This window comes from Parvibaculum lavamentivorans DS-1, from assembly GCF_000017565.1.
Classification (GTDB): domain Bacteria; phylum Pseudomonadota; class Alphaproteobacteria; order Parvibaculales; family Parvibaculaceae; genus Parvibaculum; species Parvibaculum lavamentivorans.
In genome coordinates this window covers 2,911,646-2,928,162 of record NC_009719.1, presented here as the reverse complement: position 1 = coordinate 2,928,162, position 16,517 = coordinate 2,911,646, and the positions used below count along the sequence as shown (strand labels likewise).

The 16,517-nt window shown below is 61.9% G+C and carries 15 protein-coding genes and 3 tRNA genes; 6 read left to right on the top strand and 12 right to left on the bottom strand.

What is annotated here, in order from left to right; genetic code table 11:
* Positions 1-11 precede the first annotated feature (11 nt).
* Positions 12-85, bottom strand: a tRNA-Gly gene (locus PLAV_RS13805).
* 55 nt (positions 86-140) lie between these two features.
* A tRNA-Tyr gene (locus tag PLAV_RS13800) sits at positions 141-225 on the bottom strand.
* Positions 226-453: 228 nt separating this feature from the next.
* On the opposite strand from PLAV_RS13800, the gene rlmB reads away from it, so the two are divergent.
* Positions 454-1,284 (top strand): 23S rRNA (guanosine(2251)-2'-O)-methyltransferase RlmB, encoded by an 831-nt coding sequence (rlmB, locus tag PLAV_RS13795; protein ID WP_041536747.1) that lies wholly within the window; start codon positions 454-456, stop codon positions 1,282-1,284.
* On the opposite strand, the gene PLAV_RS19065 is transcribed toward rlmB, so the two are convergent.
* A complete protein-coding gene (locus PLAV_RS19065; protein ID WP_143710228.1) occupies positions 1,281-2,360 on the bottom strand; it encodes a hypothetical protein in 1,080 nt (359 codons plus the stop codon). The two genes, rlmB and PLAV_RS19065, sit on opposite strands and share 4 nt — an antisense overlap.
* 243 nt (positions 2,361-2,603) lie before the next feature.
* Here PLAV_RS19065 and PLAV_RS13785 point away from each other — a divergent pair.
* Positions 2,604-2,676 (top strand) — tRNA-Thr (locus PLAV_RS13785).
* Positions 2,677-2,911: 235 nt separating this feature from the next.
* On the opposite strand, the gene PLAV_RS13780 is transcribed toward PLAV_RS13785, so the two are convergent.
* Entirely contained in the window at positions 2,912-3,394 is a 483-nt protein-coding gene (locus PLAV_RS13780) for a Rap1a/Tai family immunity protein (protein WP_143710227.1), read from the bottom strand.
* Positions 3,395-3,498: 104 nt separating this feature from the next.
* Here PLAV_RS13780 and PLAV_RS13775 point away from each other — a divergent pair, with 104 nt between their 5' ends.
* The 3 genes from PLAV_RS13775 (at position 3,499) to PLAV_RS13765 (ending at position 6,883) form a co-directional block, all read left to right on the top strand.
* Entirely contained in the window at positions 3,499-4,872 is a 1,374-nt protein-coding gene (locus PLAV_RS13775; RefSeq protein ID WP_012111641.1) for an aspartate aminotransferase family protein, read from the top strand.
* Positions 4,869-6,236 carry a glutamine synthetase family protein gene (locus PLAV_RS13770; protein ID WP_012111640.1) on the top strand — a complete coding sequence of 456 codons (1,368 nt, stop codon included), beginning with the start codon at positions 4,869-4,871 and terminating at the stop codon, positions 6,234-6,236. Before PLAV_RS13775 ends, PLAV_RS13770 begins: the two co-directional genes overlap by 4 nt.
* Before the next feature lie 89 nt (positions 6,237-6,325).
* A complete protein-coding gene (locus PLAV_RS13765; protein WP_012111639.1) occupies positions 6,326-6,883 on the top strand; it encodes a DUF4142 domain-containing protein in 558 nt (185 codons plus the stop codon).
* Between the two features lie 59 nt (positions 6,884-6,942).
* On the opposite strand, the gene PLAV_RS13760 is transcribed toward PLAV_RS13765, so the two are convergent.
* The 5 genes from PLAV_RS13760 to PLAV_RS13740 all read right to left on the bottom strand — a co-directional run bounded on the left by PLAV_RS13760 (position 6,943) and on the right by PLAV_RS13740 (position 11,671).
* Complete coding sequence (locus PLAV_RS13760; protein WP_012111638.1) at positions 6,943-7,383, bottom strand: Rap1a/Tai family immunity protein; 441 nt, start codon at positions 7,381-7,383, stop codon at positions 6,943-6,945.
* A gap of 126 nt (positions 7,384-7,509) precedes the next feature.
* Positions 7,510-8,394, bottom strand: coding sequence for an SDR family NAD(P)-dependent oxidoreductase (locus PLAV_RS13755; RefSeq protein WP_012111637.1), 885 nt, complete (start codon positions 8,392-8,394; stop codon positions 7,510-7,512).
* Complete coding sequence (locus tag PLAV_RS13750) at positions 8,391-9,425, bottom strand: hypothetical protein (RefSeq protein ID WP_012111636.1); 1,035 nt, start codon at positions 9,423-9,425, stop codon at positions 8,391-8,393. The genes PLAV_RS13755 and PLAV_RS13750 overlap by 4 nt, the downstream gene beginning before the upstream one ends.
* A 44-nt stretch (positions 9,426-9,469) precedes the next feature.
* On the bottom strand, positions 9,470-10,153 hold the full coding sequence (locus PLAV_RS13745) for a TetR/AcrR family transcriptional regulator (protein ID WP_012111635.1): 684 nt from the start codon (positions 10,151-10,153) through the stop codon (positions 9,470-9,472).
* A 75-nt stretch (positions 10,154-10,228) separates the two neighbouring features.
* The gene (locus PLAV_RS13740; RefSeq protein WP_012111634.1) at positions 10,229-11,671 is read right to left on the bottom strand and encodes an MFS transporter; all 1,443 of its coding nucleotides are present in this window, start codon (positions 11,669-11,671) and stop codon (positions 10,229-10,231) included.
* A 117-nt stretch (positions 11,672-11,788) separates the two neighbouring features.
* Between PLAV_RS13740 and PLAV_RS13735 the strand changes: the two genes are divergently transcribed.
* Entirely contained in the window at positions 11,789-12,448 is a 660-nt protein-coding gene (locus PLAV_RS13735) for a class I SAM-dependent methyltransferase (RefSeq protein ID WP_012111633.1), read from the top strand.
* Between the two features lie 3 nt (positions 12,449-12,451).
* Here PLAV_RS13735 and PLAV_RS13730 read toward each other — a convergent pair whose 3' ends face one another.
* The 3 genes from PLAV_RS13730 to PLAV_RS13720 form a co-directional block, all read right to left on the bottom strand.
* Positions 12,452-13,228, bottom strand: coding sequence for a helix-turn-helix domain-containing protein (locus PLAV_RS13730; RefSeq protein WP_049767792.1), 777 nt, complete (start codon positions 13,226-13,228; stop codon positions 12,452-12,454).
* Positions 13,229-13,263: 35 nt separating this feature from the next.
* Complete coding sequence (locus PLAV_RS13725) at positions 13,264-15,603, bottom strand: xanthine dehydrogenase family protein molybdopterin-binding subunit (RefSeq protein WP_012111631.1); 2,340 nt, start codon at positions 15,601-15,603, stop codon at positions 13,264-13,266.
* Positions 15,604-15,697: 94 nt separating this feature from the next.
* Complete coding sequence (locus PLAV_RS13720) at positions 15,698-16,474, bottom strand: class II aldolase/adducin family protein (RefSeq protein ID WP_012111630.1); 777 nt, start codon at positions 16,472-16,474, stop codon at positions 15,698-15,700.
* Between the last annotated feature and the right edge of the window lie 43 nt (positions 16,475-16,517).

Genomic DNA, 16,517 nt, shown 5'->3' with positions numbered 1-16,517 from the left:
CGGCGAACGGTTGGAGCGGGTGAAGGGAATCGAACCCTCGTCATCAGCTTGGAAGGCTGTTGCTCTACCATTGAGCTACACCCGCCTCGGGATCCCGTTCGACCCTGCCTGCTCTCTGTCTTCGTCCTGCCTGCGCTGGATGGTGGAGGGGGTTGGATTCGAACCAACGTAGGCATAGCCAACGGATTTACAGTCCGTCCCCTTTAGCCACTCGGGCACCCCTCCGTGTCCGATGAATGTTGTGAAATCCCAATAAGTTCGCGGATGTGGTTGTGTTTTGGCCTCTGACGGACACGCGCGGCTTTATTCCGGTTTGCCGCCCCTGTGTCAACTAAAATCCCGGTCCCGAAAACGTGAACACCCCCGCAGCGTGCCTCCAGCCGACCGGCGCGGCAAGGCATACTGTTGAGGGGGCATTTGCATGAGCCCGAGAGCAGCAATATAAGCGCCCGCATGAGCCGACGCAAGCAACAGGGTAAATTCTCCAATAGCAGCGCCACCTCGGGTAGCCCGCGGGGGCGCAACGGCCGTTCGCCAGCCGGCGGCAAGGGCGGTGGCGGCGCAAATGATGCCTATCTCTATGGGTTTCATGCGGTTTTGGCCGCCTTGGCCAATCCGGCCCGCTTGGCCGAACGCCTTGTGCTGACCCGCAACGCCGAGACCGAGCTGGCACGGCAAGGCGCCCGCCTTCCGGCCGATCTTCCGGTGCGCCTGGAGATTATGGAGAACGAAGATATAGCCGCGCTTTTGCCCGCTGGCGCCGTTCATCAGGGAATCGCCCTTCGTGCCTCTCCCCTGCCAGATCTCGATGTGGTCGAAGCGTGCGAGGGTACAAACCGCGTTGTGGTGCTGGATCAGGTCACCGACCCGCATAATTTTGGAGCGATTCTCCGTTCCGCCGCCGTCTTCGGGGCGGGCGCTCTGATAACCACCGAGCGCAACAGCCCGTCCCTGGGCGGCGTGCTTGCCAAGGCCGCCTCAGGCGCTCTTGAGCTGGTCCGCGTCGCCCGCATCACAAACCTTGTTCGAGCGATCGAGGAACTCAAGGAACTGGGCTTCGAGGTGGTTGGCCTGGATGGCGAAGGCGAAGCCTCCCTCCCCGATCTCAAACTCTCGCCACGTGTCGCTCTCGTGCTGGGTGCCGAGGGAGCTGGCTTGCGCCGGTTAACGCGCGAGCATTGCGATCTTCTGGCCCGTCTTCCGGCGGCAGGCGGCATGAAGAGCCTCAATGTCTCCAATGCCGCCGCCGTTGCTCTCTACGAGCTTTTTCGTCGGAATCTCTAGACCCCCAGGAAGTTCAGGTTCGCATTGCATACCTGCGCGACCTCCCTAGTGGACATAAACCGGCTCAGCTCGTCGAACAGCGAAGCGACGCTGCGCGCCGTCCCGCCCGACGTATAGAATAGCCACCGATTGGCCGCTGCCGCGGATGGCAGGATCGAAGCCGCCGAGGTAGCTGCCGCCGTGTCGCGCGTTCGTACCAGCTTCGCTGCCCCCGCCGGACCGAAGACATGAGCCGCATAGAGTTCGCCATGTGCCGGCGAGCGGCCAAGCAGCCTCTCCATCGACTTCGCGTTCTCCATGGTGAGTTCGCCGGCCATCAGCGCCGCAACGCTGGGATCAGTCCGCAGAGCCAGCACTTCCGTCCGTGCCGCCGCCGAAACCGGCGCATAGGTGCCGTTCGCCGCTTTCTTCAGAAGCGCCGCTTCCGCCTTCAACCCATGCTTGGGACCATACGTGCCGAGCATCTGGTACCAGGTCTGCTGAATGAATTGGAAAGGCCCGGTCGCGGACGAAGTCGGCGCCTGCGCGCCAAGAGCCAGACCGCTCTCCCGCAAGGCGATGTGAAGCAGATAGCCTGAATTGGCGCCGGTCTTCTTGGAAGCGTCCACAATGGCGCCGAGAATATCCGGGCCGAGTGAAACCACCGAACGCTCGACGATCTCCGGCTCGGGGGCAGGTGGCTGTGCCGGCGCAGCCATCGCCTGCGGTGCGGAAGCTTCCGCCGCGCGCTCTTCTTCCTCGCGATAGAGTTCTGTAACCGCCTTGGCGATGGCGTCGACATCTTCTGGCGCAAGACGAAGTTGTTCCCGTCGTCTTTCCCGTGCCGCTCGTCGCTCCGCCCGCTCCGCCTCGACGACGTTTCGCGCCGCGACGGCCGCCGCCGCTTCGCTGGAAACCAGAGCAGTCAGGGACTGCACGTCTTCAACCAGCGCGCCATCCTCAGCGTAACTCACGAGATCGCGGACAGGGCCGAAATTCATCAGGGCCTGCCCGCTGCGTTCCAACGCGGATTGCTCGTTCTCAGATGTCACGACGTCCCAGATCAACAAACCTGCGAGCAGAATAGCGATTCTCATCCACATAACCCGATGCTCCTTTTGGCGGCGGGAGCGCGCCCCTCGAAGGAGGACGGGGGCTAGCTCGCCAGCGCCCCCACAAGCAGCACCAAACTAGATTATGGAGCTTGAACCCATAATGAGACACTCGTTCATCTGGCGTTAACATGGAATCGCCGGGAGATCGGCCATTTACCTGCCATCACCCCCGAGGAAGCTTCGCTTGCCGCGCGCGCTCGCCGCAACTATCTTGCGCGCACGGTCGCCCTTGTAGCTCAGTTGGTAGAGCACCTGATTTGTAATCAGGGGGTCACGGGTTCGAATCCTGTCGGGGGCACCGTTATTCACTAGCCGGTGCCAGGGTGCCGCGCCAGTGTGACAATGGATTGTCGCAACGGCGGTCCGGCCCGCCATCCTCTTCCTCCATACGCCAAGATGGCGGAGCGCCCGCTGCCAGCCTTTATGAGTGGCGTCCAATTCTGGAAACGATTGCGGATCAGGGCCGAATAGGCAGCAAAAAGCAGAAAAGCCGTCCCGAGGGACGGCTTTTATTTCTTGAGGTACGAGGTGCTTTAATCAGGACAAGGATAATGCTCGGCCAGCGTCCTTGCGCCCATCTCAAAGGCCGAACGGTCGTAAAGTTCCGGATGCTCCGGCGCAAATGAGATCACCTGCTCCGCAAAGGTTGCATAAGCAAGCTTCTCGGGAAGCCGGAAGCAAACTTCTTCGTCCATTCCGGGTCCCAGCCGCCGCACAACCATTGGCGTCCCCTTCTCCACCGAACCATAAACGCCCGCCACCAGACCGGCGAGAAACTGATGGCACGAGGCCCGCGCGATCCTGTCATCGGTCGACCCGCCAGGGCCCACAGCCATCGAACAGGCCGAAACAAGCTCAGCCCCCGTCGCAATGCGCGGCACCTGCGCCCAAGCCAAACCCGTGGGCACCATCGCAGCAACCACCAAAAACCCGGCTAATTTCCCTCGCCATTCCATCTGAAATCCTCCGCTTTGTTGAGACTTTCCATTTTGCTCCTTGCAGATGGCGCTCAACATGTGCGGCTTGTCGCGCGTCCTTTGGGCGCAGCCGCGGCGCGCTCCCTATGCGGCGGGGCGGCCTTGCGCTAAAGAAACCTGTATTGCCCACCGGAGTCCCCACAATGACCATGCCTGTTGAAATCAGGCAGCGCGCCGAAGCGCTCATCGCCGCCGAAAGTACCCGCTTTGACGAGCTGCATCCCCGCTCGCGTCAAATGGCGGTGGAAGCTTCCGCCCATTTCCCCGGCGGCGTACCCCTTCATTGGATGCTCGACTGGGAAACGCCCTTCCCCATCTTCGTACGCGAAGCGAAGGGCTCCACCGTCACTGATGTCGACGGCCACGCCTATTCCGATTTCTGTCTCGGCGACACCGGCGCCATGTTCGGCCACTCGCCCGCGCCTGTCGCCAAGGCTATCTCCGAACAAGCCGCGCGCGGCCTCACCGCCATGCTGCCTTCGAATCTGACAGCCCAGGTCGGTGCGTTGCTCGCCGCCCGCTTCGGCCTTCCATTCTGGCAGGTAACGGCAACCGCCAGCGACGCAAACCGCGCGGTCGTTCGATGGGCGCGCGCGCTGACGAACAGGCCAAAGGTTCTCGTCTTCGACGGCTGCTATCACGGTCAGGTGGAAGATGCCTTCGTGAAACTCGATGGCGGCGGGACCATAATGAAGCCGAGCCTGCTTGGCCAGGTAACGGACATTTCCGCGACCAGCATCGCCGCGCCGTTCAATGATCTCGAAGCTGTCGAGAAAATTCTGGCGGCAGGCGACGTCGCACTCATCCTCACGGAGCCCGCCCTCACCAACACCGCAATGGTTTTGCCGGAACCCGGCTTTGTCGAAGGCCTTGTCGCCTCCGCCCGCCGCCACGGCACGCTGCTCTGTCTTGACGAAACCCATACAATCTCCGCGGGGCCTGGCGGCTTCACCCGTGAGCATGACCTTTCGCCGGATTTCTTCGTCCTCGGCAAGCCCATCGCCGGAGGGTTGCCTGCCGCCGTCTTCGGCTTCACGCATAAGGTCGAAAACGACATGCGCCGCGTTCTTGGAACAAAAACGCCGGGCTATTCCGGCATCGGCACGACGCTCTCAGGAAACATGCTCGCTCTCGCCGCCATGCGCGCCTGCCTCGAAGAAGTGATGACACCGAAGAACTACGGCCACATGACAGCTTTGGCCTCACGGCTCGCCGATGGAATGCGCGCAGCCGTAACTCGTCACAACTTGCCATGGACCGTTACGCAGCTCGGTGCGCGCGCGGAACTCGTCTTCTCCGAACGGCCCCTCCGAAATGGCGCGGAAGCAGCCGCCGCAATCGACCATGCGGTCGAGCGTGCCATTCATCTCTTTCTGCTGAACCGCAACCTGCTTGTCACGCCGTTTCACAACATGACGCTAGTCGCGCCGACCACCACCGAAGCGGATGTCGAAAGCCTCGTTATCCGCTTCGACGAAGCATTGTCCGCCCTCAGCGGCGAAGGAGAATTCGAATGACGCGCGCGAGTGAAAGTGAAGCAGCGGAGTTTCTCGCCGCTCATCCGGATACAGTCCAGATTCAGGCTTTCCTCACCGACCCGTCTGGCGTGGCGCGCGGCAAGGTGCTGCGCCCGGAAGAACTTCTTCCAGCCTATCGTGACGGGCGGCCACTCCCCTGCTCCATCCAATCTCTCGATATGCTCGGCGCGGACGTTCTTGAAACCGGCCTCGTCTGGGAAGAGGGCGACAGCGACCGTCCCTGCTATCCCGTCGCCGGCACCCTCACCCACGCGCCCTGGCACGACGTGCCGACCGCGCAATTAATTCTCGCATCTTACGAACGCGATGGCTCGCCGACACCGGCAGACCCGCGCCACGCACTCGCACGCACCGTCGCCGCGCTGGAAGCGAAAGGCCTCGTTCCGGTCGTGGCCATCGAGTTGGAGTTCTATCTGATCGACCCTGATGTCGCCCTTTCCGGCAAGCCGAAGCCGCCCACCGCGCCGAACGGCTTCTCGCCCGCACACCTTCAGGCCTATCTGATGCAGGATCTTGAGGACTTCGCACCTTTCCTCAATGAGGTCTTCGCCGGCGCAAAGAAGATGGGGCTGCCCGCCCGCACGCTCATTTCCGAATACGCACCCGGCCAGTTCGAGATCGTGCTTGCGCACCGCGCCGACGCGATGCGCGCTGCCGATGATGCCATTCTCTACAAGCGTCTCGTGAAAGGCGTCGCGGATCGCCATGGCTATGTCGCGACTTTCATGGCCAAGCCCTATGCCGAAACCTCCGGCAGCGGCATGCATGTCCATGTCTCACTCGCGGACGAGGAGCATGAAAATCTCTTCGCTGGCAACGGCATCGAGCTTACGCACCATCTTCGTCATGCAATCGGCGGCCTTGAGGCAACGATGGCGGAAAGCATGGCCATCTTCGCACCCAACGCCAATTCCTTCCGCCGCTTTCGTCGCAACACCTACGCCCCGCTCAATCCAGCATGGGCTTTCGATAACCGCTCGGTGCCCCTCCGCATAACGGCAGGCAAGCCCGAAACGCGCCACCTGGAGCACCGTGTCTGCGGCGCCGACGCAAATCCATACGTAGCCCTCGCCGCCGTTCTTGCCGGCATAGCCACGGGGATCGAAAATGAGATCGAGCCGAGCGCCCCGGTCACGGGAGATGGATACAGGCATGAGCAGGAAGCCACGTTGCCCATGAACTGGTGGAAAGCACTGGAGGCCGCTCGCAGCTCCGCATTTTTGTCCGAATATCTGGGTAAGGAGTTCATGAACATCTTCCTCACCATCAAGGAAGCGGAATGCGATCGCTTCTTCGCGGCAATCAGCGATCTCGATTTCGCCTGGTACCTTCGCAACGCCTGACTTCTTGTCACTGCGAAAAGGAACCAACGGCCTTGGCCGTTGGTTATGTGTTCTCAAATGAGGAGAAGTCTCTTCACAGGAGAACCATTATGCGAATTCGTACCCATGTGGCTGTCACAGCCGCTCTTCTCGCCTTCGCGCCGCTCTCCGCGGTTCCGCTCGCCGCACAGAACGCCGCGCCTGGCATGGCGGAAGAAATGAAGGAAATCACGACCGAGCAATACGTCAACAAAGCCGCTTTAGGCGACCTTTTTGAAATCCAATCGAGCGAAATCGCTCTCTCGAGGTCGGGAAATGACGACATCAAGGCTTTCGCCGAGATGATGGTCGAAGATCACACCGCATCATCCGACAAGCTGAGCGCCGCCGTATCGGAAGGCGGCAGTCGCGCCCAGATTCCGACCACACTTGATCCGGCGCATGAAGAAAAAATCAGCCAGCTGCGGAATGCGGACGAAGGCGAATTCGACGCTCTCTATCTGGAAATGCAGGAGGAAGCACACGAGAAGGCTCTGCAACTCCACCGCGCCTATGCAGCGAATGGCGACGATGAGGCGCTGCGAAATATTGCCGACGAAATGGTGCCCGTGATCGAAGGCCACCATGAAAAGGTGAAAAGTCTTCGCGAAAGCGAAGACGCCTCCTGACACTTTGCGTCGCACGGGGTGAGCCGCAACAGCCTCAGGGCGTTGCGGCTTCTCCCGCTCTACTCTTCCTGTGGCTCGTGACGGAGCTGCTCTTCAGTACAAGGATAGCTTTGCGCCAGCGCCCTCGCGGCGAGTTCATAAGCAGGCGCGCGCTTCATTTCCGGATTTGTATCGGCATAGGCAATAACCTGCCCAGCGAAGCCCGTGAACGGCAGGCTTTTCGGCAACTGGAAGCAAGCCGTTTCGTCCTCGTTCGGTCCGAGCCTGCGTGCACGAAACGGCTCTCCCACCGTTAGGGTCTGCTCCTGCGTCTTCACCATATCGACAAGGAAATTCTTGCAGAGCGCGCCGGGGGAACCGTCCTGCGAGCCGCTGTCAATCAGCGATTGACACGCGCTGACGAGCTCCGGGCCCTTCGTTATTCTCTGCGCATATGCATCACTTGTAGACATCACGGCGGCAAGCGCGACGCCACATGTCAGAGTGGCAAGTTTTTTCATTCTGCTTCTCCTTGCTGGCTCGCCGCCCTCAACATCAACTAATGCGACCGCTCCTGCCGTCAACCATCTGAAGACGACAAAGATCAGGAGCGCTTCCAGAAAGCCTCGTTCGGCTTCCAAACACTCTTAGTCGAAAACCTTGATTTCCTTCGGCGTCTGGTATGCCGCGCCGCTGAGCGCGGGGCTTTCGCTCGCGCGCAAAAAGGCGGCCATGATATTGCGCGCACGCTCCTCGAAGAGCGGCGCCATATCCGGATGTGTAAAAATATAGAGCTCGTTGGCCTGTATGGCTTCCAGCACCCGCGCGCCGACCCGGTCCGGATCGAGCCCGCCAAGCACCAGTTGCTTCGCCGCCTCGATCCGAGCGGGATCCCGCTCGTCGGTCGCGGCCGGCCCGAACTTTTCTTGCCGCGCGCGCCCGCTTTCGTGGATGCGGGTACGCACGAAGCCGGGACAAAGCACCGATACGCCGATATTCTCCGGCGCAAGCTGTCCCGCCCATCCCTCCGACATGCCGACAACGGCGTATTTTGACGCAGTGTAAGGCTCCATTCCGGGAACGGAAATCATGCCCGCCATCGACGCCGTGTTGACGAAATGTCCGCCCTCGCCATGCGCGCGGATGTGAGGGAGAAAGGCTTCCGTGCCGTAAACGACGCCCATCAGGTTCACTGCGATGGTCCAGTCCCAGTCGCCAGGCTTCACAGTGCCGATCGCGCCACCTGCACCCACGCCTGCATTGTTGCAGACGACATGCACCTTGCCATAGGTCGCGACGGTTTCTTCCGCCGCCTGCTCCAGCGATTTGCGGTCCGCGACATCGCAGCGAACGCCTGCCGCCTTGATTTGCCGCTCGTTCAGCTCGGCGACGGCCACCCCGAGATCGTCTTCGTTGATGTCGGCCAGCATGACGTTCATGCCGGCGGCGCCGAATGCCCTGGCCATCGAAAGGCCGATGCCGCTGGCGCCGCCCGTTACGAACGCCGTCTTGCCCTGCAGGTCGCGCATCATGCTGCCTGCTTCTCTTTTTCAAGCGCGTCGAACTCGGAAAAAAGCTTCGCTCCCTCAGGCGCGTTCGCAAGCCCGGCCTTGATCGCCTCGCGCGTCTGTTCGCGTGAAAAATCGGCTTGCGTTACCGAATGCCAATGCACCATGCCTTCCCAGATCGGATCGATCAGATCCTTGCCCTTCACCGTCCCGCCATCGACGGACTTGAAGGTGAAGCTCCGCATTTCCGAAATCGTCGTCTGCAAATAGCCGACATGGATCGCTTCGTCGGTGCGGATACGCTCGACCATTTCCGCCGCCTTGGCTGCGTCGCCCCGCCGCTCCGGAAATGCTTCAGGGTCGCGCATGATCTCGCAGCAGAACGCGAAGAAGCTCTCCGCGCGAACTTCGATCATCAAAACATTCATCAGCAAAAGGATAAGCTGCTCGAAGCCCGCCGGAAGCTGCGGCATAAGCCTTCCCGTATCCGGCCGCCCGATGCTCTCAGGTATCTCCGGCAGCGGATACCGGTCCTTTCCGAAGCACAGATCGCGCGCCGCATACCACATCTGGTCATGCGCGCCATATTCCGGTTCGTCCGGATCGCCGCCCTCATCCGCGCCATGCGCGTAGAGAAGACCCTTGTGCAAATGTCCTGTGCAGGTCTGCGAAATATCGTCTTCGATGATCGCCTGGAAGTCCGGCGCCTGCAGGTCGCAAAGCGCGCGGCCCCGTGCCTCGATCACGCCGGTGATGGTCAGCGAGTTCCAGAGCGACTGGCCGACACCGTGAGCAAGCAGAAATTTCTCCTGCGGAATGTTCGGATAGTTGCCGCGCTTCAGCAGTTGCACCGTCGCGTCAATCAGCGGCCAGCCCTTGGCCGTCAATTCGCGCTGCCAGGCCTTCACTGCGGGCCACCGGTTCAAAACCCGTGGCGAAACATAAGTGCCGTCCGCCAGCAGCCCGCCATGCAGCTTGTAGCCTACTGCTTCGTGCGGCTTCGCATAGTCATGCGAGGCCATCAGCTCATCTCGCGTATAGGACAGCTTCGCCATGTGATTTCCTCCCGCTCGGCCTCTTCGGACCGTCATTGTTTGCGTTATTTTTTCAGCGCACGAACAAACAGCCGCGCCATTCCTTCGATCACATCCGCCCGCTCAAGCCTCCGGCGAAAACCGTAGGCCCCGCCCTGCTTGATCGCACCTACAATCAGATAGCCCGCCATCCTCGTGTCGAGCTCGGCGAAGGCCTCGCCGGTTTCCTTCCAGTGCTCCATGAGCTGCGCCCAGACATCCGCCCAGCGGTCCACCGGCATCTTCTTGCCGGTGTCCCCCGTCGACAAAACGCTGATATCCGTCAGCGCCGCGGCAAGCACGCCCGGGTTCTTGTCCGAATATTCGAAGATGGCCGTCAGCAGTTCGCGGATGCCCTCCTCCAGGGAACCCGCCACCGCGTGATGCGTCTGCACGAAGATTTCAAGTTCATCCGCCGCCTCTTCCGTGAAGGCGAGAAAGCAATCGAGCTTGTCTTCGAAATGAAGATAGAAGGTGCCGTGGCCAACGCCGGCCGCCTTGGAAATGTCCTGCGGCCGCGTTTCGTGATAGCCGCGTTCGACAAAGAGTTTGCGGCGGCTTTCAAGTTTCCGCCGCGACGCGCCGGTAAGCACGGCCACGCCCTGGCCGTCTGCCTCGTCAGGGGCAGTGGCCTCTCCTGTTTGCCGATCCTCCAGAATGGCCGCTTCAGCGGCTTCTCGGGTTCTGGAACCCGCTTCCTCCGTGGTCATGAAGAAAGCTTTGGATCAAAATGACAAAATGTCAACAAAACAGGATGAATTTTGAGGGCATTTTTTCTCCCTGCCTCAGTCCCACGCCCTCAGCGGCTTCGTCACTGTCTCGAGAGCCTGGCGTTCCGCGGCAACGCCCCAGATCGCCTGCACGATTGCTGCGGCTGTCATGAAGCCTGCTCCCACCAGGTATCCGCCGAACACCGCGTCGCGCGAGCCGGATTCGATCAGCCATCCGAAGAGCGCCGGCCCTGCCACCCCGCCGAGCCCCGTCCCAACGGCGTAGAAAACGGCAATCGCCACCGCGCGCATTTCCAGCGGAAAGGTCTCGCTCACTGTCAGATAGGCGGAGCTCGCCGCCGCTGACGCGAAGAAGAAGATCACCATCCAGGCAATCGTCTGTGTCTGCGCGGTCAGCAGCCCTTCGGCGAACATATAGCCACTGCAGGCAAGCAATACGCCCGATATTGCGTAAGTGGATGCGATCATGATCCGCCGCCCCACCGTGTCGAACAGCCGCCCAAGAATAAGCGGCCCGAAAAAATTCCCCGCCGCGAAGGGCAGGATGTACCAGCCGACCTGCGCCGCCGGAATATCGTAGAAATCCGTCAGCACCAGCGCATAGGTGAAGAAGATCGCATTGTAGAAGAAGGCTTGTGCCGACATGAGCGCCAGCCCAACCAGCGCGCGGCGGCGATGCACCTGAAACAGCGTATGGAAAATCTCGCGAACGCGCAGCGGTCTGTGCTGCCGCAGCTTTATGCATTCGAGTCCTTCCTCGGCAAGCTCGTGCCCCCGTCTGCGATACTGCCCCTCGATATCGGCGAGGATGCCGCTCGCCTCGGCGACGCGTCCATGCGTCATCAGCCAGCGAGGGCTTTCCGGCAGCCAGAACCGCATCGCAAAAATGAAAAGCCCGAGAACGCCGCCAATGAAGAAGCAAAGCCGCCAACCGAGGTCTCCACCGGCAATGTCCGGGTCGAGAAGGACGATGGATAACCCCGCACCCAGCGCCGCACCGAGCCAGAAGCTTCCATTGATCGCAAGATCGGTCCACCCGCGGAAGCGCGCCGGAATGAGTTCCTGGATTGTCGAATTGATTGCCGTGTATTCGCCGCCGATCCCCGCCCCGGTCAAAAATCGGAAAAAGGCGAAGCTCGCAAGGCTCCAGGAAAATGCCGTGGCGATTGTCGCAGCAACGTAAAGCGCCAGCGTGATGAAAAACAGTTTCCGCCGTCCGAACCTGTCGGTAAGCCAGCCGAAAAAGACGCCTCCAAAAACCGCGCCGACAAGATAGGCGCTTGCGGCGAGCCCGATATCCGACGCGTTCATGTCGAGCGACGGGCTCTCCCGCAACGCGCCGGCGACAGCCCCCGCCAGCGTCACTTCCAATCCGTCGAGTATCCACGTGATACCGAGCGCGGCCACAACCAGCGTATGGAAGCGTCCCCATGGCAGCCGGTCTAGCCGCGCTGGCACGTCGCATTCGATGGCTTCACCTTCGGGGTTGTCTCTCATGGATGCCCTCCCTGCCGCTGAAACGCTCGCATCGGCCCTGCGGTTCCCTCTCAGCGTTTCGTTCAAGACCTGTGCAAACCGCTTCTCCTAGATATCGCTCGTACAAAGGAGATGGTCATGCAGGAACGCAGCTTCGTCCCCGCCCTGGGGAAGTCGGAATTCACGAACAGCTACGACAAGGTGATCGCCGTAATGACACGCGAGAAACGCTGGCGACCGCTCGTCGTGAACGCCCTCGCTCTTCAAACAGGCGAGACGGTCGTCGACATTGGCGCCGGAACCGGCTCGCAGGCAATCCTTCTGAAACAGGCCGTGCCCGGCATACGCATCATTGGCATTGATCCCGACCCCGATGTACTCGCCATCGCGCGCGCAAAGGCCGAGGCCGCCGCCGTGGAGGTCGACTGGCGGCAGGGCTTCGGCGATGAAGCGGACCAGATCGCAGGCTCTGAAATTGCGGATGCGGTCGTGTCGAGTCTCGTCCTCCATCAATGCCCGATGGAGGTAAAATCCGGCATCCTTGCGGCGGCGAACCGTGTTCTGAAACCGGGTGGTCGTCTCGTCATCGCCGATTTCGGCCTCCAGCGCACCTTCTTGATGCGTACGCTCTTTCGGCAGGTTCAGGCAGTCGATGGCTATGAATACACACAGCCGAACGCCGAGGGCATCCTGGCGGAGTTGATCCCGGCGGCAGGCTTCACCAATTTCGAGGAGCGGCACGTCTTCCCGACACATACCGGTTCGATCAGCATATATTGTGCCTTGAAACCGAGCTGAAATTCAGGCGAGCAGGTCTGCGGCGATGCGCGGCGTCACACCGAACATGCGCCGCATCGTCCGCGCGAAATGTGCCTGATCGGCAAAGCCGCCTGTCGCCGCCGCCTCTGCAAGCCCGGCGCCGTCGGCAATCGCATGAGAAGCACGCGCAAGCTTTTGCCATAACAGCCATTGTGACAGCGCAACACCCAACTCCGCTCGCGCCAGTTCGCGCAATCGCGGAGCAGATATGCCTGCCGCCTTTGCGGCCTTTCCCACGGCGCCGGGAGCGCCGGGCCCATGCCGCAAGCAGGCAAGCGCGCTGGAAAGCCTTGGGTCGATGGGCCCCGTCTCGCGTACTGCAAGCAGCGCCGACAGTCCTTCCATCGCTTCCGGCGGATCGCTCTCCCCGAGCAAACCATCAATGGCAGGTGGCGCGGGCATCGCCTGATCGCCTGGACAAAGGGTCCGCAACGCACGTCCCGGAAGCCCTTCCGCCTCCAGATAAAACGCCGTCACGGATGTTGCCTGCGACAGCAATTCATGGCGCACCATCGAGGGAATGATCACCGTCCGGGCGCGCGTCGTAACATCGCCGCACCGTACCCCCACCATACCCTCTCTCGCCACCGCAATCTGGATCGCGGCATGGCGATGTGCCGTGTTCGCATCCGCCGGCCCGCGATAGACAGCCCATCCGTCGCCGAATTCGAACCGCCCGGCCCACATGACGCGACCCCTCGTTCCCAGCCGGCCGCCATGCGCATCCGGCGGAAGGCAGAAATCTTTTGCGGCAGCCATGAAGAAAATGGCGACCGCAATCCCCCCTTTGTTGTCTACTCCGCCGCGCTGCGCTCGCCCCGCACGATATTCCAGAGTTTCAGCGGCGTCACCGGCATGTCGATTTCCTCGATCCCGTATGGCCGAAGCGCGTCGATCACCGCGTTGATGAAGGCCGCCGGCGCGCCGACTGTCCCGGCTTCACCCGCACCTTTCACGCCCAGCGCGTTCGACTGCGCCGGAATCTCGTTGTAGCTCACATCGAAATGCGGGAAATCGCCCGCACGCGGCATCCAGTAATCCATGAAGGAGCCGGTCACGAGCTGGCCGTTCGCATCGTAGACCGCATGCTCGCCCATCGCCTGGCCGAGCCCCTGCACGATGCCGCCATGCACCTGCCCCGCCACCAGCATCGGATTGAGGATCTGCCCGAAATCGTCGACAGCCGTAAACCGCGTCACATGATAGACGCCGGTATCCGTGTCGATCTCGACCTCGCAGATATGAGCGCCGTTCGGGAACGTGTTGCCCTTCTGCGAATATTCGCCGTCGCCCGCGAACTCGCCGAGATCGGCCTGCCCCTCTGCGAGCCGCGCCACCGCGAACAGGTCGATCACCTTGTCCGTGCCCGCCACCGCGAACACAGGCTCGCCGTCCGCACCTCGATACTCGATGTCGGCCTTCGCCGCTTCGAGTTCGTTCGCCGCAATCTCGCGTCCCTTCTCGATCAGCTTGTCGCCCGCGTCGGAAATCGCGCCCGACACCATGTAGACGGCCTTCGATCCGCCCGTGCCCGCGCCGCCCGGCAACACGTCCGAGTCGCCAAGATGCACCTTGATCTTTTCCGCCTCCACGCCGAGCCGCGACGAGATGAGCTGTGTCCACGCCGTCTCGTGGCCCTGCCCGTTCGTCTGCTGTCCGGTCCAGACATGCACGATGCCGTCCTTCCCGTCGACGGCGATACGCGCATAATCGGTCATGCCCGCCGCCGTCCGTTCCACGTAATAGCTGTAGCCGAGTCCGAGCAGCTTGCCTTCTTTCGCCGCCGCCGCGCGCCGCGCCTCGAAGCCCGTCACATCGGCGCGCTTCATCGCATCGTTGAGGTTGCGCTCGAAATCGCCGGAGTCGAAAGGCAGCGACGGCGGCGCATTGAGCGGCATCGCGCTCGGCGGCACGAAATTGCGCCGGCGGATTTCGTCCGGCGCAAGGTTCATCTCCCGCGCCGCCTTCTCCATCAGCCGTTCGATCACATAGGAAGCTTCCGGCCGTCCCGCCCCGCGATAGGCGTCCACCGGCACCGTGTTCGTATAGACCGCGCGCACGCGGTTATGCATCGCCGGCACCATATAGACGCCGACATGCATGCCGCGCGGCGCGAGCGACGGAATGAACGGCCCGAACTGGCTCTGATAGGCGCCGAGATTGGCGATCGTCGACACCTGCACGGCGAGAATTTTCCCGTCCTTGTCGAGCGCCACCGCCGCTTCCGTCACATGGTCGCGCCCCTGGCTGTCGGTGACGAAACTGTCGGAGCGGTCCGCCGTCCACTTTATCGGCCGCCCCGTCAGCTTCGACGCATAAAGCACCAGCGGATATTCGGGATAGACGAAGGTCTTCATGCCGAAGCCGCCGCCCACATCTTCCGTCACCACGCGCAGCTTCTCGACCGGAATCTTGAGCGAGAACTGCGCGATATAGTTGCGCATCGAATGCACGCCCTGGCTGCCGGTATAGAGCGTGTAGTGGTCGCGGTCCGCCTCGTAATGTCCGAGCGCCGCGCGCGGCTCCATCGCGTTCACGACGATGCGGTTGTTGATGAGCTTGATCCGCGTCACGTGATGCGCGGCCTTCAAGCCCTCTTCCACTTTCGCGGCGTCGCCGATCTCCCAGTCATAGGCAAGGTTGCTGCCGTTCTCCTCCCAGATCACCGGCGCGCCATCGGCAATGGCGCCTGCCGTATCCGCGACCGACGGCAGATCGTCATAGTCGATGATGAGAAGTTCCGCCGCGTCGCGTGCCTGCGCCGCCGTCTCGGCAACGATCACCGCCACCGTGTCGCCGACATGGCGCACCCGCTCCCGCGAGATCAGGTTGCGCGTGGTCTTGAAGATCGCCGTCCCGTCCTTGTTCTTCAGCATGTCCGCCGCCGGGCTCGCGACGATGCCGAGCCCCGCCGCTTCCGCATCCGCGCCGGTGATGACCGCGATCACGCCCGGCGCCGCCTTCGCGTCTTCCGCGTCGATGCCGGTGATGACGGCATGGGCACGCGGGCTCCGCACCATGTAGGCATGCGCCTCGTTCGGAAGCGAAATATCGTCGGTAAACCGCCCCTTGCCCGAAATCAGCCGCATGTCCTCGACGCGCCGCGCCGGCTGCCCCACACCGAACTTCACCATGAACGGACCTCTTTCAATGCGTAACGGATGCGGAAGGCCGAAAGCCTCCCCATCTCAATTGGAAAGTCGTTGAAGCGCGCGCTCCTGAAACGGATCAATCGCGATAGGACGGATCGATCCGGTCGAGCGTACGCAGAAGCGCCGGCCAGGCGAGTTTGCCGATGCCGTGCTTCTTGTGGAACATGCCCTGGTCGGCGGTCTTCTCCGGCACGCCCTGGTTCGGCATGGTCAGCTTCACGCCGCCGGAAAGAGCGCGCACCTGCATCGTGCAAGCCCGCTCCAGAAAATAAAGCCGCAGGAAGGCGTCGGGGCAGCTCGCGCCCGCCGTCAGCAATCCGTGATTGCGCAGGATCATGCAATGCTTGTTGCCGAGATCGCGCACCAGCCGCTCGCGCTCGTCATGTTCGAGCGCGATGCCTTCATAATCGTGATAGGCAAGGTCCTCGAGCACGATCATCGCCGTCTGCGACAGCGGCAGCAGCCCGTCTGCCTGCGCCGACACCGCGACCCCGTCATCCGAATGCGTGTGGATCACGGCATTCGCATCCGGCACCGACATATGCACCGCGCTGTGGATCGTGAAGCCCGCCGGGTTCACCGCATATTCCGTCGGCATGACGATATTGCCGTCGAGATCGATCTTCACAAGGCTCGACGCCGTGATCTCGTCGAAGCTCATGCCATAGGGGTTGATCAGAAAGTGATGCTCCGGCCCCGGCACGCGCGCCGAGATATGCGTATAGATGAGGTCGCTCCAGCCGTAATGCGCCACCAGCCGGTAGGTTGCCGCGAGATCGACGCGCACCTGCCATTCGGCTTCCGAAACCTGGTCGCGCACTGAAACGCCGCTGAAATCCTCCGCTACCGACATGGGGGCCGCCTTCCGTCACTCATTATGAAAAACCGGATTCTGT

Coding starts and splice junctions, on each gene's coding strand:
- PLAV_RS13735 (WP_012111633.1), top strand. CDS start 11,789: ATGCAGGAACGCAGCTTCGTCCCCGCCCTGGGGAAGTCGGAATTCACG.
- PLAV_RS13720 (WP_012111630.1), bottom strand. CDS start 16,474: ATGTCGGTAGCGGAGGATTTCAGCGGCGTTTCAGTGCGCGACCAGGTT.
- PLAV_RS13740 (WP_012111634.1), bottom strand. CDS start 11,671: ATGAGAGACAACCCCGAAGGTGAAGCCATCGAATGCGACGTGCCAGCG.
- PLAV_RS13745 (WP_012111635.1), bottom strand. CDS start 10,153: ATGACCACGGAGGAAGCGGGTTCCAGAACCCGAGAAGCCGCTGAAGCG.
- PLAV_RS13765 (WP_012111639.1), top strand. CDS start 6,326: ATGCGAATTCGTACCCATGTGGCTGTCACAGCCGCTCTTCTCGCCTTC.
- rlmB (WP_041536747.1), top strand. CDS start 454: ATGAGCCGACGCAAGCAACAGGGTAAATTCTCCAATAGCAGCGCCACC.
- PLAV_RS13775 (WP_012111641.1), top strand. CDS start 3,499: ATGACCATGCCTGTTGAAATCAGGCAGCGCGCCGAAGCGCTCATCGCC.
- PLAV_RS13730 (WP_049767792.1), bottom strand. CDS start 13,228: ATGGCTGCCGCAAAAGATTTCTGCCTTCCGCCGGATGCGCATGGCGGC.
- PLAV_RS13780 (WP_143710227.1), bottom strand. CDS start 3,394: ATGTTGAGCGCCATCTGCAAGGAGCAAAATGGAAAGTCTCAACAAAGC.
- PLAV_RS19065 (WP_143710228.1), bottom strand. CDS start 2,360: ATGAGAATCGCTATTCTGCTCGCAGGTTTGTTGATCTGGGACGTCGTG.
- PLAV_RS13770 (WP_012111640.1), top strand. CDS start 4,869: ATGACGCGCGCGAGTGAAAGTGAAGCAGCGGAGTTTCTCGCCGCTCAT.
- PLAV_RS13725 (WP_012111631.1), bottom strand. CDS start 15,603: ATGGTGAAGTTCGGTGTGGGGCAGCCGGCGCGGCGCGTCGAGGACATG.
- PLAV_RS13750 (WP_012111636.1), bottom strand. CDS start 9,425: ATGGCGAAGCTGTCCTATACGCGAGATGAGCTGATGGCCTCGCATGAC.
- PLAV_RS13760 (WP_012111638.1), bottom strand. CDS start 7,383: ATGAAAAAACTTGCCACTCTGACATGTGGCGTCGCGCTTGCCGCCGTG.
- PLAV_RS13755 (WP_012111637.1), bottom strand. CDS start 8,394: ATGATGCGCGACCTGCAGGGCAAGACGGCGTTCGTAACGGGCGGCGCC.